The organism is Sphingobium indicum BiD32, assembly GCF_000382885.1.
In the GTDB taxonomy this organism is placed as follows: Bacteria; Pseudomonadota; Alphaproteobacteria; order Sphingomonadales; family Sphingomonadaceae; genus Sphingobium; species Sphingobium japonicum_C.
This window is the reverse complement of sequence record NZ_CAVK010000150.1, coordinates 1-25,485: the sequence shown is the minus strand read 5'-3', so window position 1 is coordinate 25,485 and position 25,485 is coordinate 1. Positions and strand designations below refer to the sequence as shown.

The following is a 25,485-nucleotide window of genomic DNA, read 5'->3' as shown; positions in this document are numbered from 1 at the left end:
CCTCGCCTGCAAGGGGAGGATTTTTCAGCGCCATCAAGCCCGTGCCAGCAGACCCTCGACCAGCCCGTCGAACAGCCGCTTGCCATCGGTCGCGCCATGGGCGGCCTCGATCACCCGTTCGGGGTGCGGCATCATGCCCAGCACATTGCCCTTGTCGTTCAAAATGCCCGCAATATTGCGGGCCGAACCATTGACGTTTTCGGCATAGCGCAGCGCGACCCGGCCTTCGCCTTCCAGCCGGTCGAGCGTGGCTTCGTCGGCGAAATAATTGCCGTCATGATGCGCGACCGGATAGGAAATCTGCTCACCCGCCGCATAGCGGCTGGTAAAGGCGCTCTGCGCATTCTCCACCGTCAGCGCGACGTCGCGGCACACGAAATGCCCACCGGCGTTGCGCAGCAGCGCGCCGGGCAGCAGGCCGCTTTCGGTCAGTACCTGAAAACCGTTGCAGATGCCCAGCACGAACGTGCCGCGATCCGCCGCCTGCGCCACCGCCTGCATTACCGGGGACCGCGCGGCCATCGCGCCGGAGCGCAGATAGTCGCCATAGGAAAAACCGCCCGGCACGCCGATCAGGTCGATGTCGTCGGGCAGTTCCGTATCACGATGCCATATCATGGTCGGCTTCGCGCCCGTCGCGGCCTCGAACGCCACAGCCAGGTCGCGGTCGCAATTGCTGCCCGGAAAGACGATGACGGCGCTCTTCATGGCTCAGGCGACCTTTTCGATGCGGTAGTTTTCGATCACCGTATTGGCCAGCAGCTTGCGGCACATCGCGTCGATATCCTCGTCGCTGGTGCCATCGGCCAGGTCCAGCTCAATCAGCTTGCCCGCGCGCACGTCATTGACGCCATCAAAGCCCAGGCCTTCCAGCGCATGGTGGATCGCCCGGCCCTGCGGATCGAGGACACCGCCCTTGAGGGTGACGAAAATGCGGGCTTTCATGAGGGGCGAACTCCTTGGCAACGACAGGACCGATCCCTGCGGATCGGGGGGATCGACTTTGCCGCTCCCCTAGTCCCGGCGCGGCGGGGTGGCAAGCCATTATGCTTTTGTTAGCATCTCAGGCGATATTGTTAGGCTGTAGAGTTGCGGGGGAAGCATTTAGGGCATGTCCGGGCTGGCGCTGGCGATGTTTGTCGGGCTGTTCGCATGGGGACAGCAGATTGTGGGCTATGATGACCCGCAGGGAAAGGTGCAGCTTGCTTTGCTCGCCACCTTCAGCTTCGGCCTGCTGATCGGCTATCGCGCCAATCATTGATCGTTTTTCTATGCCAATCGCCCTGCCGCTGCGCTAGGCGACCGGCATGACTCCTGACTATATCTACCTCGCCTGCGCCTTCATCGCCGTCGCCATTTCGGGCCTTGCCAAGGGTGGCTTTGCCGGCGTTGGCGCGCTGGCCATGCCGATCATGGCGCTGGGCGTCGATCCGGTGCGCGGCGCGGCGATCATGCTGCCGATCCTGATCCTGCAGGATGCCGTCAGCGTCTGGGCGTTCCGCAAAAGCTGGGACGGGCATATCTTGCGGGTGATGCTGCCGGGCATGGCGGTCGGCGTCGGGCTTGGTTATCTGTTTGCCGCGCAGGTGCCCGAAACGACGGTGCTGGGCGCTCTGGGCGCGATATCGATACTGTTCGGGCTGCAACGGCTGTGGGTCGAACGGGGCGGGGCGATCGTGCTGCCGTCCACCTCGCCGGATTGGATCGGCGTGCTGTTCGGCATCGCCAGCGGCTTCACCAGCCAGATCGCCCATGCCGGTTCGCCGCCGTTCCAGATGTGGGTGCTGCCCAAACGCCTGCCGCGCGACATGCTGGTCGGCACCACCGCCGTCGCCTTCGCCACGATGAACTGGATGAAGGTGCCCGCTTATGCCGCGCTGGGCCAATTCACCCGCGCCAATCTGACCGCGACGGTGATGCTGGTGCCGGTCGCGGTAGTGGCGACGCTGGCAGGTGTAGCGCTGGTGCGCCGGGTCGACGCGGCGCGCTTCTACACGCTCATCTATGTGCTGATGGTGTTGCTGGGCGCCAAGCTGATGGCCGACGCACTGATGGCATGATCCACAACCGTCATCCTGATTTTCGTCAGGATGACGGTGGACCGAAGGATTTATTCCTTCTCGCGCTTCTTGCGATGCGTGTCGAGGTCCAGCACCGTGGTGTCCAGCCCTTCAGGCAGCAGGCCCAGGCGGCGCGCGACTTCCTGATAGGCTTCCACTTCACCGCCCAGATCGCGGCGGAACCGGTCCTTGTCCAGCTTCTCGTTGGTCACCGCGTCCCACAGGCGGCAGCCATCGGGGCTGATCTCGTCGGCCAGGATGATGCGGCTGTAATCGCCGTCATACAGGCGCCCGAACTCCAGCTTGAAGTCGATCAGGCGGATGCCGATCCCGGCAAACAGACCGCACATGAAGTCATTGATGCGGATCGCCATGTCGGCAATGTCGTGCATCTCTTCCTGCGTCGCCCAGCCAAAGCAGGCGATATGCTCTTCGGAGATCAGCGGGTCGCCCAGCGCATCATCCTTGTAGCAATATTCGATCAGTGTACGGGGCAGCTGCGTGCCTTCCTCGATCCCCAGCTTCTTGCTGAGCGATCCGGCGGCAACGTTACGCACCACAACCTCGATCGGCACGATCTCCACCTGACGCACCAGCTGCTCGCGCATGTTGAGGCGACGGATGAAGTGGGTCGGCACGCCGATCTGGCCGAGCAACGTGAAAATATGCTCGGAAATCCGGTTATTGAGCACGCCCTTGCCGGAAATCGTGCCCTTCTTCTGCGCGTTGAAGGCGGTGGCGTCATCCTTGAAATATTGGATGATCGTGCCCGGTTCCGGGCCTTCATAAAGGATCTTTGCCTTGCCTTCGTAAATCTGGCGGCGACGGGCCATGCGCGTTCCTGTCTGGTCAAAAATACTGCGCCCCGACAATCGCGAATCGAGAAGGATCAGCGGGTGCCGGGGCTGCTTGGGCCTCGCCCTTAGAGCAAAGCGTGCAGGGGTGCAATTGGTGCCAGCCTATAGCACGTCCCCGAACATCGCCCAGATCAGCGCTATCCAGGCCACCATGCCGATCGCACCGATAATGACGCCGGAACGGGCGCGCAGGGTTGCAGCTATGCCGCGCTGTTCGTCATCATCCTCGATCATGGCGCAATGCTAGCCGTCCGCTGCCTCCGGCTCAACCCGCGCCGTGTCGCGTTCCACCGCCATCAGCCGTTCGGTGAAGGATTGCCGCCACCAGCTGATGTCCTGCCCTTCGACGCTGTTCATCATCGCCCGCCAGCGGCGCTTGCGCTCATCCAGCGGCATGGCGAGCGCGCGCAGGATCGCGTCGGACATTTCCTCCGGGCTATAGGGGTTGATCAGCAGTGCGTCCTTCAACTGCATCGCCGCCCCGGCAAAGCGCGAGAGGATCAGCACGCCGGGATCGTCGGGGTTCTGGGCCGCGACATATTCCTTCGCAACCAGGTTCATCCCGTCGCGCAGAGGCGTGACCAGCCCGATCCGGGCGCTGCGATAGATGCCCGCCAGCTTGTCGCGCGGATAGCCCTGGTTGACGTATCGGATCGGGGTCCAGTCGACATCGCTATATTCGCCGTTGATCCGTCCTGCCAACGCATCCAGCGTCGCGCGAATCTGCTGATAGCTCTCTACTTCCCCGCGAGACGGCGGCGCGATCTGGGTCAGCAGGACCTTGCGATGCTGGTCGGGATTGTCCTTCAGGAAACGGGCATAGCCGTTGAACCGCTCTTCCAGCCCCTTGCTATAGTCGAGCCGGTCGACGCCGACGATCATTGCGCGCTCCTGAAGCGACGCGCGTATCTGTTCGTACATATCGCGTGCGGCGTCGCTGACAGCGGCCTCGGCAAATTCCCTGGCATTGATGCCGATCGGGCAGGCAACGGCCTGGATCGTGCGGTCGCCCACGGTGACGAAATCACCGTCCACGCTGCCGCCCATTTCCTTTTCCACATAATGGCGGAAGGATTCGAGCCATTCCTCGGTATGGAAACCGACGACATCATAGGCAAACAGGGTGCTGACCAGCTTGGTATGATGGGGCAGCGACACCAGCAGCCGGGTCGGCGGCCAGGGTATGTGCAGGAAAAAGCCCATCCTGTTGCGATGGCCCCGGTCGCGCAGCATCTGGCCCAGCGGGATCATGTGATAATCATGGACCCAGATGACATCTTCCGGCTCGATCAGTGGGGCTGCGGTATCGGCAAAGCGCTGGTTGACGCGATTATAGCCGCCCTCGAAATCGCGGGCATATTCGGCCAGGTCGATGCGGAAATGGAACAGCGGCCACAGCGTCTTGTTGGCGTAACCATTATAATATTCATCGACATCCTGTTCTTCCAGGTCGATCGTCGCGGTCTTGACGCCATCATCCTCGGAAAAGCCGATATGGCCGGTGAAATTGTCGGTGACCTCACCCGACCAGCCGATCCACATCCCCCGGCTTTCGCGCAAGGCCTGCGACAGTGCGACAGCCAGCCCACCCTGATTGCCCGACTTGCTGGGCCGCGACACACGGTTGGAGATAACTATCAGGCGGCTCATCGCATCACGCTCCACGGTTTGCTCAGCAGGACGGCGCAGTTGATGATGCCGACCAGCGAATAGGTTTGTGGATAATTGCCCCACAATTCGCCTGTCGCCGGATCAATATCCTCGGACAATAATCCAGCAGCCGTGCGGCGGGTCAGCATCTCCTCGAACAGGGTTCGCGCTTCCTCCGTGCGACCGGTGCGATGCAGCGCCTCGATCAGCCAGAAAGTGCAGACATTGAATGCGGTCACCGGCTCGCCAAAATCATCGGGCGCGCTGTAACGCAGCATGTCATTGCCGCGCCGCAGGTCCGCCTCCAGCGCCGCCAGCGTGCCAATGAACATCGGATCATCGGCTGTCAGGAACCGCAGATCGAGCAGTTGCAGCAGCGAAGCGTCGCGCGAATCATCCTCGAAATTGGCCGAAATCGCCTGACTGTCCGCCCGCCATGCCGACTCGACGATCCGCGCCTTCATCGTGTCCGCCCGGTTCTGCCAATGCGCCGCCCGCATGGGCAGGCCAAGCGCTTGTGCCGCATGGGCCAGCCGGTCGCACGCCGCCCAGCACATCACGGCGCTATAGCTGTGGACATGCGCGCGGGTCCGCAATTCCCACAATCCCGCATCGGGTTGGTCATATACTGCCCAGGCCCGCTCGCCCACCGCCTCCAGCGCCTCGAAATCGGCATGGCCCGCCATCCGCAGCAGCCTCTGGTCGATGAAGCCCTGCACCGACGATAGCACGATCTGGCCATAGGCGTCGTGCTGGATCTGGCTATAGGCGGCATTGCCGACCCGCACCGGACCCATGCCGCGATAGCCGGGCAGCTTGTCGGCCTCCCACTCGATCAGCGTCGCATTGCCGCGCACATCATAGAGGGGCTGGATATGCCCGCCCTTCGCCCCATCGACGATGTTGCGAAGATAGGCGAGATAGGATTCCAGTACATCGAGCGCACCCAGCCGGTTCAGCGCCTCGACCGTATAATAGGCATCGCGCACCCAGCAGTAGCGATAGTCCCAGTTCCGCCCCGAATCGGCATGTTCGGGGATGCTGGTCGTCAGCGCCGCGACGATCGCGCCCGTTTCCTCATGCTGGCACAATTTCAGCGTGATGGCGGACCGGATGACCGCTTCCTGCCACTCCGCCGGTATAGCCAGGCCACGTACCCACAGCCGCCATTCCTCGATCGTGTCGTCCAGCATCCGCTCGATCGCCGGGCGCAGCGCGTCGGAAAAACCCTCGTCCGGTCCCATGAAGAAATGCGCGTCCTGCTCCAGCCGGAACCAGCTTTCCTGCGCGATCAGGCCAATGGGCGCGTCGGTCGACACCCGCATCGCCATGTAGGACAGCACCATGCGAATATGGTTGGAGCCATAGTTGATCGGTACGCTTTCCGCGTTCCAGGCGGTGGTTGGCCGCAGCCTAACTCTGATACGCGGCGAACCGGCCACCGGGCGCACGATCCGGGCAAAGGCGACTGGCCGATACATCCGGCCCTTATGCTTGTGGCGCGGGCAGAAATCGAAAATCTCGATGGCATTGCCCTGCGCGTCGCTCTGCCGCGTGACCAGCACCGGCGTATTGCGCAGATAATGCTGCTCGATCGCAACGCAATTTTCCAGCTCGATCGCCCAGAAACCGCGCGCTGCTTCTTCCTCCCACTCCGCATCGTCCAGCAGCGCGGAAAAGACCGGATCGCCATCGACGCGCGGGACGCAGGCCCACACCATGCGTCCGGCCCGGTCGATCAGCGCCGACGCCTGGCAATTGCCGATCGGCCACAGGTCAAGTGTGCGGGCGTTGCCGCCCGATATTGGGTGGTTGATGCTGTCTATCGGTCTGCCCCTCATGCTTTTCTGGCAAAGTGAGGGGACACGGATCAGCCGAGCCGTGCGACCCCTTCGCCTAGATAATGCCTGACGGCCGCAACCTGTTCCAAACTATATGCCGCGCGCGTCGCCCGCTTTGGTCCGACCAATATCCCGGCCCCGCCCAGCTCGGCGGCAGCGGCAAAACCTTCCTCATCGGTCACATCGTCGCCGATAAAGACGGGAACGCCGCCCGCCATCGGACCCTGCGCCATCAACGCATGGACCGCGCTGCCCTTGTCCGCGCCGCCCGGCCGCAACTCATAGAGCATCTTGCCCTGCTGGAGCGTCAGGCCATCGCGGTTCGCCCAGTGGCGCGCCAAGACATGGGCAGCATCCTGCCAGACAGGCGCACCGCGATAGTGCAGCCCGACGCTGATCGACTTGCGCTCGACCAGTATGCCGGGCTTGTCGGCGGCAAAGGCGTGGAAAGCGGCTTCGGCTTCATCAATCGCCGCCGGGCGCGGCGGTGCTTCCACTGTGCCGCCCGGATTTGCAAATTCCAGCCCATGCGTCCCGGCCAGCAGAAAATCGCCAAAGCCCAGCGCGCGCAATGTCGCAACCGACCGACCGCTCACAATCGCCAGCCGCCCGTCCAGCCGCTCCCGCAGCGTCAGGAGCAATTGCACCAGCCCATCGTCCACGATCACCCCGTCGGGGGTCGCGCTAATGGGGGTGAGCGTCCCGTCAAAATCCAGGAACAGCGCGGCACCGGTCAACAATGCGGGCGGGGGCGGGGGGAGGGGATGGTCTGACACGGGCGCAAAGTGGCGCTTCGCAGCCAATCCGCAACCCCCGTCCTTGACCTGCATGTCGATTTTACGCGCCGCACCGGCTGTCGTCGGACCAGGGCGCCGACCAGTTTATGCAATGCAGCACGCGAAATGCCTGCATGATCCGCGCAATCAGCCGGTCGATCCCGGCGCTGGTTTCGGTATGATTCTGGGTCCACAACTGGGCGTCATATTGGTCACGCATGGTCGCGATCCTTTCGATTGAAATGGTGCAGCTTTGCGATACAGCCAATGCCCCGTTTCCGTAGCGATCACCAACAAAAGCATGGACAGTCATGATAAGCCTGCCTTATGCAAAACCATGTCTGTCCTGCCCCCGCTCTCCGCCGTTCGCGTGTTCGAGGCTGCCGCCCGGCTCGAAAATTTCACTGCCGCCGCGCAGGAACTGGGCATGACCCAGGCCGCCGTCAGCTATCAGGTGAAGTTGCTGGAGGAACGGCTGGGGCTGAGCCTGTTCCAGCGCGCCGGTCGCCGCGTGCTTTTGACCGACAAGGGGCGGGAAATCGCGCCCGTCATCATCCGCGCCTTCGATCAGATGCGGCAGGGCTTTGCCGCACTGGCGCAGGATCATTCGACCGTCCTTACCATCAGTTGCACCAACAGTTTCGCCCATCTCTGGCTCGCCCCCCGAATTGGCGCGTTCCAGATGCGCCATCCGGGTCTGGCGGTGCGGATTCAGGCCGAAGATGCCGTGGTCGACCTCGCCCGCGCCGGGGTGGATCTTGCGATCCGGGGTGGAAAGGGCGTCTGGTCGGGGCTGGAGGCACGACTGTTGACCCATAACCGTTTGGCGCCGATGTGCAGCCCGGCCTGGCTCGCCCGCAACGGTCCCATCGCCGACGCACAGACGCTCCACGCCCTGCCGCGTCTGTCGCCCGATGATATGTGGTGGCATGAATGGTTCGCCGCCATGGGGGTGGAGGCCGATCCCGCCGACGGCCCGCCCGGCATCGCGCTCGACAGCCAGGTGATGGAAGGCCGCGCCGCCATTGGCGGGCAGGGCATCGCCATCCTCAACCTGTTTCTGTGGAAGGCAGAGGTGGACGCGGGACTGCTGGTCGAAGCCATGCCCTCCTATGTGCGTGAGATTGCGAGCTATTGGATCGTCTATCCGCCCCACGCCCGCAACACACCCAAGGTGAAGGCGTTTCGCGACTGGATCAGCGCCGAATTCGCCACCGCCATCGCCGATGACCCGGATGGCCGCTACTTGCCCCGTGACGAATGATGCGTATGTTCATGCGCATGGCCCATGAAGGATGATCCACCCATGACCCGGCATGACCGCGAAGGCTTCACGACCCGTAAAGCCACCAACCTGTCGCTCGACAGCGTGCTGGTGGAGGATGCCAAGGCGTTGGGGATCAACCTTTCGCGCACCTGCGAAGCCGCCCTCCGCCAGGAAATCGCTGCCGAACGTGGGCGAAGGTGGAAGGAAGAGAATGCGCAAGGCATTGCCGCCTCCAATGCCTATGTCGAAAAACATGGCCTGCCACTCGAAAAATATCGGATGTTCTGATGGCGCGGTTTTGCGCGCACCGTTTGCCGGACGGCGGGTGGGTCGTCGATTGTCAGGCTGATCTGCTCGACCATCTGACTACCCGTTTCGTCGTGCCGCTCATTCCTGTAGCAGATGTCGGCACGCCCATGGCGCGGCTCAATCCGCGTTTCGAGGTTGAAGGCGAAACACTGGTCATGATGACCCAGTTTGCTGGCGCGATTCCGGCCCGATCGCTGGGACAGCCCGCTTTGTCTCTCCATGATCATCAGGACGCCATCGCCGCTGCGCTCGACATGCTTCTGGTGGGATTTTAGCGCTCCCGTCCCATCCCTGCCAAATCTCCGTTTCCGTTTCGTCCCCGTGCTGCTATCCCGCCCGTGATGACCGATTTTCGCGATCCCTTCGACAGTATCAAGGACCATCCGTTCGACGCTGCGCTGTCGCAACGCTATCTTGTCTATGCGCTGTCCACCATCACGGCGCGGTCGCTGCCGGATCTGCGCGACGGGCTGAAGCCGGTGCATCGCCGCCTGCTCTGGGCGATGCGGCTGCTCAAGATGGAGCCGTCCGGCGCATCGGCGGACGTGCTGGTCGCCAACCCGGCGCGCAACGGCACCAGTTACAAGAAATGCGCCCGCGTCGTGGGCGACGTCATCGGCAAATATCACCCCCATGGCGACAGCAGCGTCTATGACGCGATGGTGCGGCTGGCGCAGGATTTCGTCCTGCGCACGCCTTTGGTCGATGGTCAGGGCAATTTCGGCAATATCGATGGCGATAATGCGGCGGCCATGCGCTATACCGAAGCGCGCCTGACCCAGCCTGCCGCTGACCTGATGGCGGGGCTGGACGAAGGCACGGTCGATTTCCGCCCGACCTATAATGGTGAGGATGAGGAGCCGGAGATTTTCCCCGGCCTTTTCCCAAACCTCCTCGCCAATGGGGCCAGCGGCATCGCCGTCGGCATGGCGACCAGCATCCCGCCCCACAATGTCACCGAAATACTCGACGCCGCCAGCCTGCTGATCGACAATCCCGATACGGATCATGCCGCGCTGATGGCAGTGGTGAAGGGACCGGATTTCCCGACCGGCGGCGTGCTGGTGGACAGCCCGGCGATCATCGCGGAAGCCTATGCCACGGGGCGCGGCGCGTTCCGTACCCGCGCGCGCTTTTCAACCGGCAAGGATGATCAGGGCGTCTGGGAACCGACCGGCATCGAGAAGCTAAGCGGCGGCACCTGGCAGCTGATCGTCAGCGAAATCCCCTATCAGGTGCAGAAGGGCAAGCTGATCGAGCAGATTGCCGCGATCATCAACGACAAGAAGCTGCCGATCCTGGAGGATGTGCGCGACGAAAGCGATGAGACGATCCGCATCGTCATCACGCCCAAGACGCGCAATGTCGATCCGCAGATACTCAAAGACAGCCTCTACCGCCTGACCGATCTGGAAAATCGCTTTCCGCTCAATCTCAATGTGCTGGACGCCACCCACACGCCGCGCGTGCTGGGGCTGCGCGCCGTGCTGGTCGAATGGCTCAAGCATCAGATCGACGTGCTGGTCCGCCGCGCGCAGCATCGCCTCGCCAAGATTGCCGACCGGCTCGAACTGCTCGACGGCTATATCATCGCCTATCTCAACCTCGACCGGGTAATAGAGATCATCCGTACCGAGGATGAGCCGAAACTGGTGATGATGGACGAATTTGCCCTGACCGACCGGCAGGCCGAAGCCATCCTCAACATGCGGCTACGCTCCCTGCGCAAGCTGGAAGAGATGGAGTTGCGCCGCGAACATGCCGATCTGGTGGCGGAGCGGGACGATCTGCAAAAGCTGGTCGAAAGCCCGCAGCGCCAGCGCGCCAAGCTCAAGCGCGACATCGCCGCGCTGCGCAAGCGCTACGGCCCGGACACCGTCCTTGGCCATCGCCGCACGCTGGTCGAGGAAGCCGGACCCGCGCGGGAAATCCCGCTGGAGGCGATGATCGAGCGTGAGCCGATCACCGTCATCCTCTCCGAACGCGGCTGGATCAGGGCGATGAGCGGCCACCGCGATCTGGCTGCCGCCGATACGCTGAAATTCAAGGAAGGCGACGGGCCGCAATATGCGTTCCACGCCTATACGACGGACAAGCTGCTGCTCGCCACCTCCACCGGCCGCATCTATACGCTGGGGTCGGACAAGCTGCCCGGCGGACGCGGCTTTGGCGATCCGGTGCGTTCGCTCGTGGACATGGACAATGAAGGCACGATCGTCGCCTTCATGCCCGCGCGCGCTGGCACGGACCTGTTGCTGGCTTCGTCCGACGGGCGTGGCTTCATTGCGGCCGTAGCGGAGATCATGGCTGAAACCCGTAAGGGCCGTCAGGTCGTGAATATCCGCCCCGGTGCCAAGCTCGCCGTCATCCGCCCGATCGCGCCGGGGGCGGATAGCGTCGCGGTGATCGGCGAAAATCGCAAATTGCTGGTTTTTGCCCTTGATGAAATGCCCCGTATGGCGCGCGGGCAGGGGGTGCAGATGCAGCGCTATCGTGACGGCGGCCTGTCCGACGCCATCGCCTTCCGCCTCGCCGATGGCCTCAGCTGGACCATGGGTGGCGAAACCGGGCGGACCCGCACCGAATCGGACATGACGCCATGGAAAGTGGCGCGAGGGGCTGCCGGACGCATGCCGCCGACCGGTTTTCCGCGCGACAATCGCTTTTAATGACCATTTTTTACAATGCTTGCCGGATCGTTTCCTGAAAATTTACCGCTTCCCGATATGGCCAACGCATGGAATCCATTTCGGCGCGCAACTGGCCAGTCGGCAAGACCAGCAGTGACCCCTCGTCAGGGGATGCGGGCGCGCACCTGTCGCCGATGGTCGACGTCAGCCAATGGCTCGAAGCCATGCCGCAATATTCTGCGGTTTTGTCGTTTGAAAATGACCAGATAAATGTACTCAACGCCAATGAGCGTTTTGCCGCCGCCTTCAGTCGTCAGCAGGAATTGACCGGGGCCAACCCGACAACGAGTAGCGAATGGATCGAACGGGTCCGTCAGTTCGTCCAGTCGAATCGGATATGTGACAGTTTTGAACTGCGTCGCGACGGAAAACTCGGCCCGGAATATTTTATGTGCACGCTTGGCCGACTACCGGCCGATGCGAACCACCCAGAACTCTATCTGCTCACCGCGACCGACCGCACCAATGAGCGGACGATCGAGAAAAATCTGCGTCGTGAGCTTTTGTCCGACGGTCTGACCGCGCTGCCCAACCGCACCGGCTTTGGCGAGGAAATTGACGACCGGATCGCCAACACTGTCTGGCCCGACAACGCCCAGTTCGGCATCATCGCCATTGATCTTAGCCGGTTCAGCAGGGTCAATGAATCGCTCGGCCCGATGGCAGGCGATGAATTGCTGATCACGGTCGCCAAGCGGCTGAAATCCAGCCTGCGGCAGGGCGATGTCCTGGCCCGCATCGGCGGCAATGATTTTGCAATATTTGCGCGTCTTAACAATGGCTTGTCGGACGCTCTTCATATCGTTCAGCGTATCAAGGAAGCGCTCAGTTCGCCGATTCGGTTGAGCGATCTGCAAATCCGGGTCGACTGCGCGATCGGCTGCGCCCTGTCGACCAACCTGAGCGATGACCCTGACGATATCGTCCGCAAGGCGCAGGCCGCGGTCAAGATCGCCAAGCGCAGCGGCAAGGTGGAAATCTACCGTAACGGCGTCCTCAAGGAAGCGCAGCGCCGCTTTTCGATCGAAAGCCGCCTGCGCGACGCGCTGGCACAGGGTGGCCTTTCGCTCGCCTATCAACCGCTCATCCACCTGCAAACCGGCGAGATTACCGGATTCGAGGCGCTCGCCCGCTGGGATGACGAGGAACTGGGGCACGTATCCCCGGTCGAATTCATCGCCGTGGCTGAGGAAAGCGGCCTCATCACCCCGCTGGGTCGCTGGGCGGCCTATGAAGCGGCGCAGACCTTATCGCGCTGGGACGCCAAATTCGGCCAGCCCATGCCCGTCGGCGTCAACGTCAACCTCTCGCCCATCCAGATGGCGCGCGATGACGTTGCTTCCATGTTCGAGGAAGCGTTGCGCTATTCCGGTATCGCTGGCCACCGCCTGACCGCCGAAGTCACCGAAAGTGCGATCATCGCCGATCCCGACAAGGCGCGCAAATTGCTGTTCGCGCTCAAGGATCTGCATATGCCGATCGCGATGGACGATTTTGGCACCGGCTTTTCCAACCTCGCCAGCCTGCACAGCCTGCCGATCGACATATTGAAGATCGACCGCAGCTTCGTGTCGTCCATGCTGGAGGATCGCGACAAGGCGGTCATCGTCCGCACCATCCTCTCGCTCGCCGAATCGCTGAACCTCAAGGTCACGGCCGAAGGGATAGAGACGCAGGAACTGGCCCATGCGCTCCAGCAAATGGGCTGCTGGCAGGGGCAGGGCTATCATTTCGCCAAAGCCATGACGGAACAGGACGCCTTCGACTATTGGCGCGCCCGCTGGAATTTCGAGACGGTCTGATCGGCAATTTCGCCAACCCGCGCCGCATCGGGAAAACTCTCGGCTACCCATAGTTCCTGCACGATATTCAATGCTTTGGCGACATCCGGGCCGGGCACCAGCCCGCGCGCAATCAACGCGCCACCGCTGATCGGCAGCTTGGGCGGCGTCCATTTTTCCAGCATGGCGACGCCCGACAAGGGCGCCTCCGCATCCAGCAGCAACCGGTCGATCGTCCCCTCCACCCCGATATGCCACGCCAGCGCCCGGATCGGCGCATTGCCCAATCCGTCCTCCAGGGCGGTGACCAGCCGCTTGCGCGCCTTGTTCGACAATTTGAGCCGCGCGCCCACCAGATCGGCCCGCGCCGCATCGGGCGGCAACAACGCCGCCAGCCGCCGCAGCGCGGACGGCGCCACTCCGGCCGCTGCCTCCCGCGCCATCAACCGCTTCAGCCGGTCAATCCCCGCGCCATCCACTTCGGGCAAAACCGGTATCAATATCCCGCCATCGACCATCAGCCGCAGCGCATGGATCGGCGCCGCCACCCCCAGCAATTTCAGCAGCTCATCGGCAATCCGTTCGCGAGACAAAGCCATCAGGCTGTTGGCTGCGGCGACGCAGGCGGCATAAGCCACATTGTCCAGCTCATCGTCGCCATAGCGCGCCAGGAAGCGGAAATAGCGCAATATGCGCAGATGATCCTCGGCAATCCGCGCGTCGGCGTCGCCGATGAAGCGCAACCGCCGCGCCTCCAGATCAGCGACCCCGCCGAAAAAATCCGTCACCTCCCGGCTCAGCGGATCGGCGTACAGCGCGTTGATCGTAAAGTCCCGCCGCGCCGCATCCTCGCGCCAGTCGTCGGTATAGGCGATGATCGCGCGTCGCCCGTCGGTGCTGACATCACGGCGCAGCGTCGTGATCTCCACCGGCCAGCCCGCAATCACCGCCGTAATCGTGCCATGCTCGATTCCGGTCGGCACCGCCTTGATTCCCGCCGCCTTCAGCCGGTCGACCACATCATGCGGGTCCAGCGTCGTGGCAATATCCAGATCGTTGACCGGCAGCCCCAGCAACCCGTCGCGCACCGCGCCGCCAACAAAGCGTGCCTTGCCGCCGGCCGCATCCAGCGCCCTGAGCAACGCATCCAGACCGGGGCGATGCCGCCATTCGGCATCGGGCAGCAGCGCGCTCATGCGCCCAGCCTGCGTGACAGGTTCGCCAGAATCGCGGCGGTCACGCCCCAGATGCGGCGCTCCTGCCACAGAATCTCATAATAATGCCGCACCGCCCCCTCAAACTCCACGGCATGCTGGGTCCGGTTGGCTGGATCGAGCGCATAGGCAAGCGGCAGCTCAAACCAGTCGGCGACTTCGCTTTCCTGCGGCCGCAGCGGCAGGTCGGGGGGAATTACCGCCAACACCGGCACGATGTCGAAGCCGGTATAGGTATGATAGCGGTCGGACGTGCCGATCACCTGCGCCAGATGCGGCGGCAGGCCGATCTCCTCCTCCGCTTCCCTCAGTGCCCCGGCAATCTCGTCGGCATCGCTGGCATCGACGCGGCCGCCCGGAAAGGCGACCTGCCCCGCATGTGTGCGCAGACGCTCCGATCGCTGGGTCAGGATAAGCCCCGGTTCGGCCCGGTCGGTAATCGCCACCAGCACGGCCGCAGGTGCCAGCGCAATTTCTTCATCAATGCGCGGATCGCGCGTGTCGGACAGCAGGAATTCGCCACCACGCCGGTGTCCCTCGGCCAGCGCGGCGCGCAGCCGCTCCGCGAGAGTCATGCCGCGCCGTCCAGCGGGAAGAAGGCGCCATTGCTCCACAGGCCGACCCGCTCGGCCCCTTCATCCAGCGCCATGTTCATCAGCTCATAATAGACGCTGCGCACGACCAGCGCCTCCAGCCCCGCGCGGACATGCAGATAGGGGTGCGGCCCATCCGCCGTCTCACGGATCAGCAGCGCATTGTCCGGTCCCGCCGCGACCAGATCGCCGGTGTTCAGCCGGAACGCCAGCGCCCGCGCACGCCCTTCGCCCTCGCTCTTGAGTTCGACCGCCACGAACGGCGCATCCTCGACCGCGATGCTCAATTTCTCGACCGGTGTGACCAGCACATAGCTGCCGTCCGCCTCGCGCCGCAATATGGTGGAAAACAGCCGCACCATCGCCTCGCGGCCGATCGGCGATCCCTGATGAAACCATGTCCCGTCGCGCGCGATCCGCATCTCGCTGTCACCGCAATGGTCCGGGTTCCATTTCTCCACCGGCGGCAGTTTTTTTTCGGCAAGCAGGCGCGCTATGTCGCTGAGCGACAGATCGGCAAGGTCAGGTATCGGGTCCATCGGCATGGCCTAGCAGATAGGATCGCTACGCCCCGATGGCAAAGGGGTATTCAGGCGGTGACGCGAATATCGGGGCCAAGCATCCCGCTGCCGCCCACCGCGCGGCCATCGACCGACAGTGCCAGCAGGCGCCGTTGCTCGACCGGCCCGGGGGCGCGCCATCCGTTGGTATCATTCGCGCTAAAGCCCCAGAAGCGGCCATAATATTCCGGGTCACCGATCATCATCAGTGGCGGCGTCCCCTGCACCCGCGCGGCCGCGACCACAGCGTCCATCATCGCCCGGCCATGGCCGCCACCCTGATGCGAGGGATCGACTGCAACCGGTCCCACCATGATATAGGGACTGCGCGACCCATCGGCCTGGGTCAGCGCAACCGGCCAGCTTTGCAGCGATCCGATCAGAGCGCCGTCATCATCCACCACGGCAAAGGAGAGCGCGGGAATCCATGCGGCCTTCCCGCGAATCAGATAAGCTGTCCGCCCATGCCGATCCGCACCGAACGCATCGTCGAGCAGCCGCTCGATCGCGTCTGGCCGCTGGCTTTCAAGAGGGACAATCATAGACACGTCTTGCCGATCCGCCATCAATGGCGCATGGACCGCGCCGGGAGCGGCGGGCTTTACCGCCCGCTTCGCAAAATGAAAGACTAAACTGGCCCCGCCTGACAGCAGGAAAGGGCCGGATATGGCGGGCCATGCAGACTGGATTTGACGATTTTTTGACGCTGGAGGTCAATAACCTCCATGTCGATGTGCTGACCGGCATTTATTCGGAGGAGACCCATCTCCCCCAGCCGCTGCGAATCTCCATCCGTGCGCGGCTGACGATCGCGGATCATTATGATCCCGGCACGCCGCTGTCGCAGTCCAAAAACTATATGGACCTAAAACATGCGGCTTCGACCGCGCTGCCCGATGGCGTCCACTTCACCCTGATCGAGGCGGTGGCCGACCATGTCATCGACACCATCTTCCTTCAGGGCGACGATGTCACCCATGTCGAGGTGAAGATCGTCAAGCTGGCCCTGTCCGAACGGGGCGAGGAAATCGGCATCACCCTGGGGCGTAGCCGGAAATAGCGCCCCTTATTTCTTAGTTTGTAATTCCGCCATCAAAATCCTCCCCTGCAAGGGGAGGGGGACCGCTGGCGTAGCCAGTGGTGGAGGGGGGGCACCCTATCGAGAGGGCGACACCCCTCCGTCTGGCCTGCGGCCATCCACCTCCCCTTGCAGGGGAGGATCAGCTTTGTTCCACACGCCAATATGCGTTTGCAAACCACATGGCCCGCCTATTTCTTGATCAGCCCGATCTCGATCAGCCGCTCGGTCAGATAATCATGCGCACTGATCGGCGGGTCGCGGCGCGGGTTGGCCTCGCTCACACATTGCGGCAGCGCGTCGATCATCACATCGGGGCGCAGGTGCAGGAAGAAGGGCATCGAATAGCGCGAATGGCCACGCCGCTCCGGTGGCGGATTGACCACGCGATGGCTGGTCGATGGCAGAACATGGTTGGTCAGCCGCTGGAGCATGTCGCCGACATTGATCGCCAGCGCGCCGGGGGGCGGCACCACCGGCAGCCAGTTGCCATTACGGTCCTTCAACTCCAGCCCGCCTTCCTCGGCGCCCAGCAGCAGCGTGATCAGGTTGATATCCTCGTGCGCACCCGCGCGGATGCCCGGCGCTTCCGGCGAGACAGGAGGATAATGGAGCAGCCGCAGGATCGAATTGCCCCGGTCGATCGGCCCGTCGAACCAGCGTTCCTCCAGCCCCAGATAAAGCGCGATGGCCGACAGCAATTCCGCGCCGACCCGGTCGAACTCGGCATAGAGTTTCGTGAAAATGGCCTGAAAGCCGGGCAATTCATCCGGCCAGACATTGGGTGGCATCGTTTCCGCCAGCGGATCGCCCGGCGGCAAATCGCGTCCGACATGCCAGAATTCCTTCAGGTCATTCTCGCTCGCGCCCTTGGCAATTTCCGTGCCGAACGCGGTATAGCCGCGCTGACCACCATTATATTTGGCATCATAGGCGCGCTTGGCCGCTTCGGGCAGGGCGAAAAAATCGCGCGCCAGCGTCCATCCTGCATCGATCAGCGCCGGGTCCATGCCATGGTCGCGCACCATGGCGAAGCCGAATCGCTGAAAGGATTCGCCGAACCCTTGCGCGAAATCAGCCTTGCTCAACTCCGCCATCGACAGGACGGGCACCTGATCCAGCACCGATTGCGACACTTTGCACTTCTCCGAAAATTCAGGTCCGAAAACGCTGGGGGCAGGGCGCGCAACATAAGGATCGTGCACCGATATTCCCATCCTTGATCGCGGCGAGGCGGTGATGCAAGGAGGCAAAATGAACTATTGGCTGATGAAATCGGAACCCGATGTTTTTTCCTATGACGACCTCGTCGCCAAGGGGAAGGCGGAATGGGACGGCGTGCGCAATCACACCGCCCAAATCAATATGAAGGCGATGCGCAAGGGCGATCTGGCGATCTTCTACCACAGCAATATCGGGGTCGAGGCGGTCGGCATCATGGAGATTGTCGAGGAAGCCGCGCCCGACAGTACGGACGAGACCGGCAAATGGATGGCGGTGCATGTCCATGCGCGCGAAAAGCTTGCCAAACCGGTGACGCTCAAGACGATGAAAGCTGATTCGGCCCTGGCGGGCATGGTCATGCTGCGCCAGTCGCGCCTGTCCGTGTCGCCTGTATCAAAGGTTGAATTTGATCATATTGTTGCGCTATCAAAGGCTTAAGGCGCCGAAACCGTTCCGGTTGCGTTCCGCGCAACTGTTTCGGCGCTTTTTGCGATTGTCGCTATGCTGCGCTGCGACATAGAAGCGCCTCAACAGAATAAGAATATTTCAGAGGTGTTTGATCGGCATTCACAAGGAGTTTACCCATGCGAATGCTGTCCAAGTTTGTTGCCGCCAGCGCCCTCGGCGCTCTTGTTGCCATCGTTGCTCCTGCCCAGGCTGAAGAAGCCGGCAAGCAGCGCTTCACCCACGAAGGCTATACCTATGTCTATCAGGTGAAGGACACCAAGGCTGGCCAGGTTATTTCCGGCCGTCGTTTTCCCGATGCGGTTGCCTTCAACCTCTCGATCAAGAACGGCAAGGTTTCCGGCGTATCGGGCGGCCAGTCGGTTGCCTTCAAGGTCGACGAAGCTCGCGGCGCTGCCGCGAACTGAGCGTCACGCCTCTTGAGCCATTAAAAAGGCCGCTTCCGACGGGAAGCGGCCTTTTTCATTGGGCCAGGTTCAGCGGCAGCGACGCTTGCTGTCGACTTCCTTGCCGAGCAGGCCGCCACCAACTGCGCCCAGGATCGTACCCGTCGTGCGTTCGCCGCGTGTGTCGATCGCCCGGCCCAGCAGCGCGCCACCGGCGGCACCGACGATCAGGCCCGTAGTGCCATTGGACTTGCGGCAATAGGTCCGGCCATCGCGACCGCGCCATTCCTTGTACCGATAATCCTTGCGCGCCTGTGCGCCATCGGTCGGCACGGCCATGGACAGCGGAACGGCCAGCGAGACGGCGGCCAGGGCGAGTAGGGCTTTACGCATGAGTATCTCCTCCAATTGCGTTGATTTGACGCTTGAACCCCTGCATCTTGATGGAAGTTGCATGAACGTCTCACAACGAGATAAGCCGTTGTTTATCATCGATTAAAACTTAAGATGAATTGGTGGCGGACCGCGGTGAACGGGATTCACAGCTGCCAATTTCGGTGAACCTGAACAAGCCGAAAACTTATCCACAGCTTTATGACAGTTTTGATACGGGCGACCGCCGATTCCGCTTTGCGCGACTCGCTTTTGGTGAGACCATCCTCCTATCGAAACAGCAGGAAACGGAGCGATCCATTTTCAGAAATCCCTGGTAAAACAGGAATTTAACCTGTCTCGAAGGTCTGCTGGAAGGCGTCGTTCGCAAAGACGGCACCAACCAACGGGCCGGTCCAAAAGACCGTAGCCGGGTACGCGCGAAAGTGAACGTCGGGCATCGGATATTGCGGACCAGAGCCAGATTGGCTGCCCTTGGCCCGATCTGGAGCAGTCCTTGGCAAACAGCCTTTCAGGCCGGTGCCAGGACAACGCCGGGCCGATGATCGCCTCTCGGCAAGAGAAGCGGATCGCTTGACCCGACGGCAGTGGGGACCGACAGCAATGTCGGCCCCCATTTTGCGTTTGGGGCAGCGGACATCATCGAATCGGGGGCATTGCGCTGGCTGGTGCCGGATGCAGGATTTGAACCCGCGACCTTCGGTTTACAAAACCGCTGCACTACCACTGTGCTAATCCGGCGCACCAGTCAGGCGACACGCCCTTACTATCAGATGACGCCGAACGTCCAGCCCTCCGTTGCAGCAATTTGTCGATCGAGCGTCGCTGGCGTCCACAGCGCGTTCTGCCCCGCCACCGCCCGCATCCACGCCGCCGTCAGGATTGCGTCCGCGCCATGGTCGTCCGGCGCCGCACCTTCATGCGGCGCAGATCCGATCACCCCCAGCGCGTCGTTGAGCGCCGCCAGATCGCGCATCTTGGCTCGCCCCTTCGTCCGTCCTGCCGCTGACGCTGCAAGGCTGGTATAGATTTCCACGATCAGCGACCCGCGCGCCGGGACAGGATCGAACGGCCACACCGGCACATCGCCCCGCACCCGGTGCAGCAATCGCATCCCGGCAAAGCTCGCCTTGGCCACCTGGGCCGCGCCGATCGCGTCATAGACGGTGGACGGCTTGCCCCCGCCACCGGCCAGATAGCGCGCCTCGCACGCGCGATGATGCATATAGTCGGCCTTCACCCCGTCCGCCTTGCCGAAATAGAAATGCCGCCGGTGTGCCACTTCCAGCAGGCTCGCCGCGCCCAGATCCTCGTCCTGACACAGCGTATCGACATAGGCCCAGAAGGCTGGTCCATTGTTGGGCACATGATCGCCCGGCAGATAGCCGCCACGCGCCACAAAGGGCGGCGCAAAGCTGAAATCAAATCCGAACAGGGTAGGGGCGTCACCCGCGATTCCCATCAGCCAGTCGGCCACGCCCGTCCGCGACCATGCGCCATCCGGCGCTTCCACCAATCGTGGCACCGCGCACCCCGCCTCGCACAGCGCGACCGCAATCCCCCTGTGCCGCGCGCCCTTCGCTCCGGACCAGTCGATCGCGGCAAAGCGCGTGAAACCGGGCGTCACCCCGCGCCGCGCTCCGCCCGCAGCCGTTGCCAATAGGCGATCCGCTCGGCAATCCGCGCCTCATATCCCCGATCTGTGGGCGCATAGAAGGTCTGCGGCACCATCTCGTCCGGCCAGTAATTCGCCCCCGAAAAGCCGTCTGCCGCGTCATGGTCATATTGATAGCCTTTGCCATAGCCGACATCCTTCATCAGCTTGGTGGGGGCGTTCAATATATTCTGCGGCGGCATCAGCGATCCGGTGTCGCGCGCCGATTTGAACGACGCCTTCATCGCCATATAGGCTGCGTTGGATTTGGGCGCGGTCGCGCAATAGAGGCAGGCCTGCACGATCGCCACTTCGCCTTCGGGACTGCCCAGAAAATCATAGGCTTCCTTGGCCGCCAGACACTGGACCAGCGCCTGCGGGTCCGCCAGCCCGATATCTTCCGCCGCAAAGCGCACCAGCCGCCGCAGCACATAAAGCGGCTGCTCGCCCGCCACCAGCATCCGCGCCATATAGTAGAGCGCGGCCTGCGGGTCCGACCCGCGCAGCGACTTATGCAGCGCCGAGATGAGGTTATAATGCCCCTCCCGATCCTTGTCATATACCGCAACCCGGCGGTGGAGCAGCGCGGACAGCCCTGCCGGATCGAGCGGCTCTGCTATGTCGATCGCATAGAGCGTCTCGACCTGATTGAGCAAAAACCGCCCGTCGCCATCCGCGCTCGCCACCAATGCCTCGCGCGCGTCGGCGTCCAGCGGCAGGGCGCGTCCCGTCACGGCTTCGGCCCGGTCCAGCAACTGCTCCAGCGCCGCCGCATCCAGTCGCCGCAGGATCAATACCTGCGCCCGCGACAGCAAGGCCGCGTTCAGCTCGAAACTCGGATTCTCGGTCGTCGCGCCAACCAGCGTCACCGTGCCATTTTCGACAAAGGGCAGAAACCCGTCCTGTTGCGCCCGGTTGAAGCGGTGGATCTCGTCCACGAACAAGAGGGTCTTGTCGCCCCGCCGCCCATGCTCCTTGGCCGCGGCAAATACCTTCTTGAGGTCCGCGACGCCGGAAAACACCGCCGAAATCGGCTCAAACCGCATCCCCACTGCATCGGCCAGCAGGCGCGCCGTCGTGGTCTTGCCGGTGCCGGGCGGTCCCCACAGGATGATGGAGGACAAGCGCCCCGCCGCCACCATCCGCCCGATCGCCCCCTCCGATCCGGTCAGATGTTCCTGACCCACCACTTCCGCCAAAGTGCGCGGACGCAATCGGTCGGCCAGCGGCGCGGTATCGCTGACGGCATCAGCGCCGGTCAGGGCGTCATCGGAAGCGAAAAGATCGGCCATGCCAGTTGATATAGGGACGAAAGCGCGCTCAGGGAACCGGGCTGGATCGCGGCATCATGCCCTGTTCGCGCTGGCGGATGATCCGCAAATAGGTATCGACCAGGGCCTGATTGACCTGATCCCATCCGTTGCGCTCCGCTCGCGTCTGCGCCGCCGCACCCGCCTGCGCCCGTGCATCGCTATCCAGGCAATAATCCTGCAAGGCATCGGCAAACGCCCCGATCGCACCGGGGCGGATCAGCCGCCCGGTAACCCGATCGCTCAGCAGGCTTTCGCTGCCCGTCGCGCGCGCCGCAACAGTCGGCACGCCGCACGCCATCGCCTCCAGCGTGACATTGCCGAACGTCTCGGTCACCGACGGGTTGAACAGCATGTCCATGCTGGCGACCGCACGGCCCAGATCATGCCCCTGCTGGAATCCGGTGAAGATCGCACCGGGCAGGCGGTTCTGGAACCATTCGCGCGCCGGGCCTTCGCCTACGACCAGCACCTTGTGCGCTATCTGGCGCGCGGTCAGCTGGTCGATCGTGTCGGAAAAAACGTCCAGCCCTTTTTCCATCACCAGCCGACCGATAAAGCCGATGGTCGGCATATCGTCACCAATGCCGATGGAGCGCCGCCAGTCCAGATCGCGCCGCCCCGGATTGAAAATCTCCCGGTCTATCCCCCGCGTCCATATGCCGACATCATAGCTCATCCGCTGTTCGCGCAGCAGTTGCGCCATCGATTCGGATGGCGCGACGATCGCGTCGCAGCGGCGATAGAAGCGGCGCAATATCCCTTCGATCACCGGTTCCAGAAAAGCGAGGCCATAATAGCGCGGATAGGTCTCGAACCGCGTATGCACCGACGCGACCGTCGGCAAACCATTGTCCCGCGCCCAACTGAGCGCGCGATGACCCAGCGGATCGGGGCTGGACAGATGGATCAGATTGGGCGCGAACGCCTTGAGATCGCGGCGAACCCTGGCCGACATGGCGTAGGGAATGCGATATTCCTTGCGCCCCGGTACCGGCACGGAGGGCGTGCTGACCAGATCGCCAGCGGGCGAAAAGGCCGGCGTATCGGTGGTGGGCGAATAGACCCGCACCGCCGCGCCCTGCTGCAACAAATAGCCCACGAAGCGATTGAGCGCCTGATTGGCCCCATCGCGCACATAATTATAATTGCCGCTGAACAGGGCAATGCGAAGGCCGCTAGCATCCATCGCAGCCCCCTTAGCCCAAGAAATGTGAAAACCCAAGGGAACCGGGTAAGCCTTTGGGAATTATGCCCTTCGTTAGGATTGGGACACCGGCTGACGCGGTTGCGCCCAAGGGAAAGAGGATGCCCCGATGCCGCAGACATTCCGTAAAGGTGCGCGAGTCAGATGGAATTGGGGGCAGGGCGTCGGCCGGGGACATATAGCGGAACGGTTCGACCGTCCCGTAGAGCGCCATATTGAAGGCGTGCCTGTCCGCCGCAACGGATCGCCCGACAATCCTGCCTTCCTTATCCACGCTGATACCGGAGGGCAGGTGCTGAAGCTCAGCTCGGAAATCGACGCCGCCTGACGCCACTGACTTCGGATCGGCCCCTCGCATCATCGGTGCAGCCATGGCATGACGGGGCATGGACACGCCCTTCATGACTATCGACGCTTTGCTCGTCGGTACGCCCGTCCCTTTTCGCGACGGTGACTATAGCGCCATAGCCAAAACCCCGGTCGATGGCCCGGTGCAGATCACATGGGACGGCTTCGTCGGCAATCAGGTCGCCGACCCCATCCACCATGGCGGTTGGGACAAGGCGATCCACCTCTACCCGCAGGACCATTATGACTGGTGGCGCGACCGCAAGCCCGGTCAGAAGCTGCTGGACGCGCCCGGCGCCTTTGGCGAAAATATCGCCTCGCGCGGGATGACCGAGGATCAGATTTGTCTGGGCGATCGCTTCACTTTGGGCAGCGCCATCGTGGAGGTCAGCCATGGCCGCCAGCCCTGCTGGAAACTCGACCATCGCTTCGCTGCGCGCGATGTCCTGGCCACCATCGTCAAGACCGGCCGCTGCGGCCTCTATTTCCGCGTCATTCGCGAAGGGCAGGCGCAGGCAGGGACCGCCATGACCCTGATCGACCGTCCGCTCCCCGACTGGAGCATCGCCCGCGTCTTTCACCTGCTGATCAGCGGTGGCCACAAAAGCGACCCGTCTGCCGTCCGCGCCCTCGCCAACACATCCGTCCTCGCCGAAGCCTGGCGAGACCGCGCCCGCAGGCTAGTCCCTTAACCCTTCTCCCCTTGGAGGAGAAGGATAAGAAGCCTTAACGAACGCCGTGAGTTTAGGCGAAGTTGGAAGAGGGGGAACGGCGCGCTGTTCTCTGTCCTACGCCCTACCAAACTGCTACACACCTGCGCGGCTCCTTCCTATCGTCCGCACCCAAGCACGACCGCACACCACACGGTCGACCGGCAAACTTCACCCAAATTCCTCATATGCGATATGGGCGAAGTTTGCGAAGTTCCGCATACCGCCATCCCTCTGGCGCAGCGCCAGCGCCGTCCCTATAGCTTTCCCATGACATCGAACGATAAAAAGGTTTCGCCCCCCAGGCGCCCCGTCCGCGACAAGGTGCGTCCCGCCGGTTTCCCGACCCGCAACGAAATCATGGACTTCATCACCACGTCCGACCAGCCCGCTGGCAAACGCGAAATCGCCAGGGCATTCGGCCTGAAGGGCCAGGAAAAAATCGCCCTCAAAGCCCTGCTCAAGGATATGGCAGACGAAGGCTTGATCGACCTCGGCCCGGCCCGCGCCTTCCACAAGCTGGGCGGCGTGCCCAAGGTTACCGTGCTGCGCATTATCGACGTGGACGACACTACCCTGATCGCCACCCCCGAACGCTGGGAAGCCGAAGGCCAGCGCGCACCCCGCCTGCGCATAGTGGAGCGCGGCAAACGTGGAGCATTGACGGTCGGCGACCGCATCCTCGCCCGTACCGAGGAAGCCGGGAAGGGCTGGATTGCCCATCCTATGAAGAAGCTGCCCAAGGCGACCGAAATGCTGCTGGGCGTGGTCGAGGAAATGGCCGACGGCAAGCTGTGGCTCCGCCCGGTCGACAAGCGCATCCGCAAGGACACGCCGATCAGCGACCTTGGCTTGGCCAAAAAGGGCGACCTTGTCCTCGCCGAACCAACCGGCCGGCCGCCGCGCATTTCCGCCCGCGTCACCGACATTCTCGGCGATCCCTTCGCCCCGCGCAGCTTCAGCATGATCGCCATCCACAAACATGGCATCCCCCACGTCTTTCCCGATGCGGTGGAGGAGGAAGCCGTGGCGGCTTCCAAGATCGACCTTGGCCCCATCGCTCCTCCCCTTGCAGGGGAGGTGGCAGCACGAAGTGCTGACGGAGGGGTGTC

29 protein-coding genes, 1 tRNA gene and 1 pseudogene are annotated in these 25,485 nt (G+C 62.9%); 13 read left to right on the top strand and 18 right to left on the bottom strand.

All coding sequences use genetic code 11. The features are described 5' to 3' along the window. Window positions 1-33 precede the first annotated feature (33 nt). Both purQ and purS read right to left on the bottom strand, forming a co-directional pair. The gene (gene purQ, locus EBBID32_RS15075) at window positions 34-708 is read right to left on the bottom strand and encodes a phosphoribosylformylglycinamidine synthase subunit PurQ (RefSeq protein ID WP_006959920.1); all 675 of its coding nucleotides are present in this window, start codon (window positions 706-708) and stop codon (window positions 34-36) included. Window positions 709-711: 3 nt separating this feature from the next. Then, window positions 712-945, bottom strand: coding sequence for a phosphoribosylformylglycinamidine synthase subunit PurS (gene purS / locus EBBID32_RS15070; protein ID WP_006959918.1), 234 nt, complete (start codon window positions 943-945; stop codon window positions 712-714). A gap of 166 nt (window positions 946-1,111) precedes the next feature. Between purS and EBBID32_RS24610 the strand changes: the two genes are divergently transcribed. Further along, window positions 1,112-1,261 (top strand): hypothetical protein, encoded by a 150-nt coding sequence (locus EBBID32_RS24610; RefSeq protein ID WP_006959916.1) that lies wholly within the window; start codon window positions 1,112-1,114, stop codon window positions 1,259-1,261. A 46-nt stretch (window positions 1,262-1,307) separates the two neighbouring features. Next, entirely contained in the window at window positions 1,308-2,060 is a 753-nt protein-coding gene (locus EBBID32_RS15065) for a sulfite exporter TauE/SafE family protein (protein WP_006959914.1), read from the top strand. A 50-nt stretch (window positions 2,061-2,110) separates the two neighbouring features. Here EBBID32_RS15065 and purC read toward each other — a convergent pair whose 3' ends face one another. The 6 genes from purC to EBBID32_RS24605 form a co-directional block, all read right to left on the bottom strand. Beyond that, on the bottom strand, window positions 2,111-2,893 hold the full coding sequence (purC, locus tag EBBID32_RS15060) for a phosphoribosylaminoimidazolesuccinocarboxamide synthase (RefSeq protein ID WP_006959912.1): 783 nt from the start codon (window positions 2,891-2,893) through the stop codon (window positions 2,111-2,113). 126 nt (window positions 2,894-3,019) lie between these two features. Next, on the bottom strand, window positions 3,020-3,151 hold the full coding sequence (locus EBBID32_RS25145; protein ID WP_006959909.1) for a hypothetical protein: 132 nt from the start codon (window positions 3,149-3,151) through the stop codon (window positions 3,020-3,022). Window positions 3,152-3,160: 9 nt separating this feature from the next. Continuing rightward, window positions 3,161-4,567 carry an alpha,alpha-trehalose-phosphate synthase (UDP-forming) gene (gene otsA, locus EBBID32_RS15055; protein WP_006959907.1) on the bottom strand — a complete coding sequence of 469 codons (1,407 nt, stop codon included), beginning with the start codon at window positions 4,565-4,567 and terminating at the stop codon, window positions 3,161-3,163. Further along, window positions 4,564-6,408: a glycoside hydrolase family 15 protein gene (locus tag EBBID32_RS15050; protein WP_006959905.1), complete on the bottom strand. Its 1,845-nt coding sequence runs from the start codon at window positions 6,406-6,408 to the stop codon at window positions 4,564-4,566. Before EBBID32_RS15050 ends, otsA begins: the two co-directional genes overlap by 4 nt. A 29-nt stretch (window positions 6,409-6,437) precedes the next feature. Then, window positions 6,438-7,238, bottom strand: a complete 801-nt coding sequence (otsB, locus tag EBBID32_RS15045; RefSeq protein ID WP_006959903.1) for a trehalose-phosphatase — start codon at window positions 7,236-7,238, stop codon at window positions 6,438-6,440. A gap of 7 nt (window positions 7,239-7,245) precedes the next feature. After that, window positions 7,246-7,404, bottom strand: a complete 159-nt coding sequence (locus tag EBBID32_RS24605; protein WP_196805673.1) for a hypothetical protein — start codon at window positions 7,402-7,404, stop codon at window positions 7,246-7,248. 117 nt (window positions 7,405-7,521) lie between these two features. Here EBBID32_RS24605 and EBBID32_RS15040 point away from each other — a divergent pair, with 117 nt between their 5' ends. From EBBID32_RS15040 to EBBID32_RS15020, 5 genes are all read left to right on the top strand, one after another. Beyond that, on the top strand, window positions 7,522-8,448 hold the full coding sequence (locus EBBID32_RS15040) for a LysR substrate-binding domain-containing protein (RefSeq protein WP_006959899.1): 927 nt from the start codon (window positions 7,522-7,524) through the stop codon (window positions 8,446-8,448). 42 nt (window positions 8,449-8,490) lie between these two features. Then, on the top strand, window positions 8,491-8,739 hold the full coding sequence (locus EBBID32_RS15035; RefSeq protein ID WP_006959898.1) for a type II toxin-antitoxin system CcdA family antitoxin: 249 nt from the start codon (window positions 8,491-8,493) through the stop codon (window positions 8,737-8,739). Further along, window positions 8,739-9,035: a CcdB family protein gene (locus tag EBBID32_RS15030; protein ID WP_006959897.1), complete on the top strand. Its 297-nt coding sequence runs from the start codon at window positions 8,739-8,741 to the stop codon at window positions 9,033-9,035. Before EBBID32_RS15035 ends, EBBID32_RS15030 begins: the two co-directional genes overlap by 1 nt. Window positions 9,036-9,101: 66 nt before the next feature. After that, a complete protein-coding gene (parC, locus tag EBBID32_RS15025) occupies window positions 9,102-11,429 on the top strand; it encodes a DNA topoisomerase IV subunit A (RefSeq protein WP_037491014.1) in 2,328 nt (775 codons plus the stop codon). A 68-nt stretch (window positions 11,430-11,497) separates the two neighbouring features. Continuing rightward, entirely contained in the window at window positions 11,498-13,252 is a 1,755-nt protein-coding gene (locus EBBID32_RS15020) for a putative bifunctional diguanylate cyclase/phosphodiesterase (RefSeq protein WP_006959889.1), read from the top strand. Here EBBID32_RS15020 and EBBID32_RS15015 read toward each other — a convergent pair. The 4 genes from EBBID32_RS15015 to EBBID32_RS15000 are packed head-to-tail and all read right to left on the bottom strand — an operon-like array spanning window position 13,216 to window position 16,140. Next, window positions 13,216-14,427, bottom strand: a complete 1,212-nt coding sequence (locus EBBID32_RS15015) for a CCA tRNA nucleotidyltransferase (RefSeq protein ID WP_006959888.1) — start codon at window positions 14,425-14,427, stop codon at window positions 13,216-13,218. The genes EBBID32_RS15020 and EBBID32_RS15015 overlap by 37 nt on opposite strands. After that, window positions 14,424-15,020, bottom strand: coding sequence for a CoA pyrophosphatase (locus EBBID32_RS15010; protein ID WP_006959887.1), 597 nt, complete (start codon window positions 15,018-15,020; stop codon window positions 14,424-14,426). Before EBBID32_RS15010 ends, EBBID32_RS15015 begins: the two co-directional genes overlap by 4 nt. Beyond that, window positions 15,017-15,583 carry a DUF1285 domain-containing protein gene (locus tag EBBID32_RS15005; RefSeq protein ID WP_037491012.1) on the bottom strand — a complete coding sequence of 189 codons (567 nt, stop codon included), beginning with the start codon at window positions 15,581-15,583 and terminating at the stop codon, window positions 15,017-15,019. The genes EBBID32_RS15010 and EBBID32_RS15005 overlap by 4 nt, the downstream gene beginning before the upstream one ends. A 44-nt stretch (window positions 15,584-15,627) precedes the next feature. After that, window positions 15,628-16,140, bottom strand: a complete 513-nt coding sequence (locus EBBID32_RS15000; RefSeq protein WP_006959885.1) for a GNAT family N-acetyltransferase — start codon at window positions 16,138-16,140, stop codon at window positions 15,628-15,630. A 134-nt stretch (window positions 16,141-16,274) separates the two neighbouring features. On the opposite strand from EBBID32_RS15000, the gene EBBID32_RS14995 reads away from it, so the two are divergent. Continuing rightward, window positions 16,275-16,658 (top strand): dihydroneopterin aldolase, encoded by a 384-nt coding sequence (locus tag EBBID32_RS14995; RefSeq protein ID WP_006959881.1) that lies wholly within the window; start codon window positions 16,275-16,277, stop codon window positions 16,656-16,658. 209 nt (window positions 16,659-16,867) lie between these two features. Here EBBID32_RS14995 and EBBID32_RS14990 read toward each other — a convergent pair whose 3' ends face one another. Beyond that, window positions 16,868-17,812, bottom strand: a complete 945-nt coding sequence (locus EBBID32_RS14990; protein WP_037491049.1) for an isopenicillin N synthase family dioxygenase — start codon at window positions 17,810-17,812, stop codon at window positions 16,868-16,870. 118 nt (window positions 17,813-17,930) lie between these two features. Here EBBID32_RS14990 and EBBID32_RS14985 point away from each other — a divergent pair, with 118 nt between their 5' ends. Beyond that, window positions 17,931-18,338, top strand: a complete 408-nt coding sequence (locus EBBID32_RS14985) for an EVE domain-containing protein (RefSeq protein ID WP_006959878.1) — start codon at window positions 17,931-17,933, stop codon at window positions 18,336-18,338. Window positions 18,339-18,490: 152 nt separating this feature from the next. Then, window positions 18,491-18,772: a hypothetical protein gene (locus EBBID32_RS14980; RefSeq protein WP_037491046.1), complete on the top strand. Its 282-nt coding sequence runs from the start codon at window positions 18,491-18,493 to the stop codon at window positions 18,770-18,772. 69 nt (window positions 18,773-18,841) lie between these two features. On the opposite strand, the gene EBBID32_RS14975 is transcribed toward EBBID32_RS14980, so the two are convergent. The 5 genes from EBBID32_RS14975 to EBBID32_RS14950 form a co-directional block, all read right to left on the bottom strand. Continuing rightward, window positions 18,842-19,144 (bottom strand): glycine zipper 2TM domain-containing protein, encoded by a 303-nt coding sequence (locus EBBID32_RS14975; RefSeq protein ID WP_006959876.1) that lies wholly within the window; start codon window positions 19,142-19,144, stop codon window positions 18,842-18,844. Between the two features lie 666 nt (window positions 19,145-19,810). Beyond that, a tRNA-Thr gene (locus EBBID32_RS14965) sits at window positions 19,811-19,885 on the bottom strand. 28 nt (window positions 19,886-19,913) lie between these two features. Then, window positions 19,914-20,771 carry a hypothetical protein gene (locus EBBID32_RS14960; RefSeq protein WP_006959875.1) on the bottom strand — a complete coding sequence of 286 codons (858 nt, stop codon included), beginning with the start codon at window positions 20,769-20,771 and terminating at the stop codon, window positions 19,914-19,916. Next, window positions 20,768-22,090, bottom strand: coding sequence for a replication-associated recombination protein A (locus EBBID32_RS14955; protein ID WP_037491006.1), 1,323 nt, complete (start codon window positions 22,088-22,090; stop codon window positions 20,768-20,770). The genes EBBID32_RS14960 and EBBID32_RS14955 overlap by 4 nt, the downstream gene beginning before the upstream one ends. Before the next feature lie 28 nt (window positions 22,091-22,118). Next, window positions 22,119-23,297, bottom strand: coding sequence for a glycosyltransferase family 4 protein (locus tag EBBID32_RS14950; protein ID WP_006959872.1), 1,179 nt, complete (start codon window positions 23,295-23,297; stop codon window positions 22,119-22,121). 127 nt (window positions 23,298-23,424) lie between these two features. On the opposite strand from EBBID32_RS14950, the gene EBBID32_RS23685 reads away from it, so the two are divergent. The 3 genes and pseudogenes from EBBID32_RS23685 to EBBID32_RS14935 all read left to right on the top strand — a co-directional run. Further along, a complete protein-coding gene (locus EBBID32_RS23685; protein ID WP_006959868.1) occupies window positions 23,425-23,643 on the top strand; it encodes a DUF2945 domain-containing protein in 219 nt (72 codons plus the stop codon). 58 nt (window positions 23,644-23,701) lie between these two features. Continuing rightward, a complete protein-coding gene (locus EBBID32_RS14940; protein ID WP_006959867.1) occupies window positions 23,702-24,355 on the top strand; it encodes an MOSC domain-containing protein in 654 nt (217 codons plus the stop codon). A gap of 288 nt (window positions 24,356-24,643) precedes the next feature. Then, a pseudogene (locus EBBID32_RS14935) lies at window positions 24,644-25,485 on the top strand (ribonuclease R); the annotation flags it as partial.

What these genes read in the sequence shown, in the direction of transcription:
- purQ (WP_006959920.1), bottom strand. Translation starts at nt 708, where the DNA reads ATGAAGAGCGCCGTCATCGTCTTTCCGGGCAGCAATTGCGACCGCGAC.
- purS (WP_006959918.1), bottom strand. Translation starts at nt 945, where the DNA reads ATGAAAGCCCGCATTTTCGTCACCCTCAAGGGCGGTGTCCTCGATCCG.
- EBBID32_RS24610 (WP_006959916.1), top strand. Translation starts at nt 1,112, where the DNA reads ATGTCCGGGCTGGCGCTGGCGATGTTTGTCGGGCTGTTCGCATGGGGA.
- EBBID32_RS15065 (WP_006959914.1), top strand. Translation starts at nt 1,308, where the DNA reads ATGACTCCTGACTATATCTACCTCGCCTGCGCCTTCATCGCCGTCGCC.
- purC (WP_006959912.1), bottom strand. Translation starts at nt 2,893, where the DNA reads ATGGCCCGTCGCCGCCAGATTTACGAAGGCAAGGCAAAGATCCTTTAT.
- EBBID32_RS25145 (WP_006959909.1), bottom strand. Translation starts at nt 3,151, where the DNA reads ATGATCGAGGATGATGACGAACAGCGCGGCATAGCTGCAACCCTGCGC.
- otsA (WP_006959907.1), bottom strand. Translation starts at nt 4,567, where the DNA reads ATGAGCCGCCTGATAGTTATCTCCAACCGTGTGTCGCGGCCCAGCAAG.
- EBBID32_RS15050 (WP_006959905.1), bottom strand. Translation starts at nt 6,408, where the DNA reads ATGAGGGGCAGACCGATAGACAGCATCAACCACCCAATATCGGGCGGC.
- otsB (WP_006959903.1), bottom strand. Translation starts at nt 7,238, where the DNA reads ATGCAGGTCAAGGACGGGGGTTGCGGATTGGCTGCGAAGCGCCACTTT.
- EBBID32_RS24605 (WP_196805673.1), bottom strand. Translation starts at nt 7,404, where the DNA reads ATGCGTGACCAATATGACGCCCAGTTGTGGACCCAGAATCATACCGAA.
- EBBID32_RS15040 (WP_006959899.1), top strand. Translation starts at nt 7,522, where the DNA reads ATGTCTGTCCTGCCCCCGCTCTCCGCCGTTCGCGTGTTCGAGGCTGCC.
- EBBID32_RS15035 (WP_006959898.1), top strand. Translation starts at nt 8,491, where the DNA reads ATGACCCGGCATGACCGCGAAGGCTTCACGACCCGTAAAGCCACCAAC.
- EBBID32_RS15030 (WP_006959897.1), top strand. Translation starts at nt 8,739, where the DNA reads ATGGCGCGGTTTTGCGCGCACCGTTTGCCGGACGGCGGGTGGGTCGTC.
- parC (WP_037491014.1), top strand. Translation starts at nt 9,102, where the DNA reads ATGACCGATTTTCGCGATCCCTTCGACAGTATCAAGGACCATCCGTTC.
- EBBID32_RS15020 (WP_006959889.1), top strand. Translation starts at nt 11,498, where the DNA reads ATGGAATCCATTTCGGCGCGCAACTGGCCAGTCGGCAAGACCAGCAGT.
- EBBID32_RS15015 (WP_006959888.1), bottom strand. Translation starts at nt 14,427, where the DNA reads ATGAGCGCGCTGCTGCCCGATGCCGAATGGCGGCATCGCCCCGGTCTG.
- EBBID32_RS15010 (WP_006959887.1), bottom strand. Translation starts at nt 15,020, where the DNA reads ATGACTCTCGCGGAGCGGCTGCGCGCCGCGCTGGCCGAGGGACACCGG.
- EBBID32_RS15005 (WP_037491012.1), bottom strand. Translation starts at nt 15,583, where the DNA reads ATGCCGATGGACCCGATACCTGACCTTGCCGATCTGTCGCTCAGCGAC.
- EBBID32_RS15000 (WP_006959885.1), bottom strand. Translation starts at nt 16,140, where the DNA reads ATGATTGTCCCTCTTGAAAGCCAGCGGCCAGACGCGATCGAGCGGCTG.
- EBBID32_RS14995 (WP_006959881.1), top strand. Translation starts at nt 16,275, where the DNA reads ATGCAGACTGGATTTGACGATTTTTTGACGCTGGAGGTCAATAACCTC.
- EBBID32_RS14985 (WP_006959878.1), top strand. Translation starts at nt 17,931, where the DNA reads ATGAACTATTGGCTGATGAAATCGGAACCCGATGTTTTTTCCTATGAC.
- EBBID32_RS14980 (WP_037491046.1), top strand. Translation starts at nt 18,491, where the DNA reads ATGCTGTCCAAGTTTGTTGCCGCCAGCGCCCTCGGCGCTCTTGTTGCC.
- EBBID32_RS14975 (WP_006959876.1), bottom strand. Translation starts at nt 19,144, where the DNA reads ATGCGTAAAGCCCTACTCGCCCTGGCCGCCGTCTCGCTGGCCGTTCCG.
- EBBID32_RS14955 (WP_037491006.1), bottom strand. Translation starts at nt 22,090, where the DNA reads ATGGCCGATCTTTTCGCTTCCGATGACGCCCTGACCGGCGCTGATGCC.
- EBBID32_RS14950 (WP_006959872.1), bottom strand. Translation starts at nt 23,297, where the DNA reads ATGGATGCTAGCGGCCTTCGCATTGCCCTGTTCAGCGGCAATTATAAT.
- EBBID32_RS23685 (WP_006959868.1), top strand. Translation starts at nt 23,425, where the DNA reads ATGCCGCAGACATTCCGTAAAGGTGCGCGAGTCAGATGGAATTGGGGG.
- EBBID32_RS14940 (WP_006959867.1), top strand. Translation starts at nt 23,702, where the DNA reads ATGGACACGCCCTTCATGACTATCGACGCTTTGCTCGTCGGTACGCCC.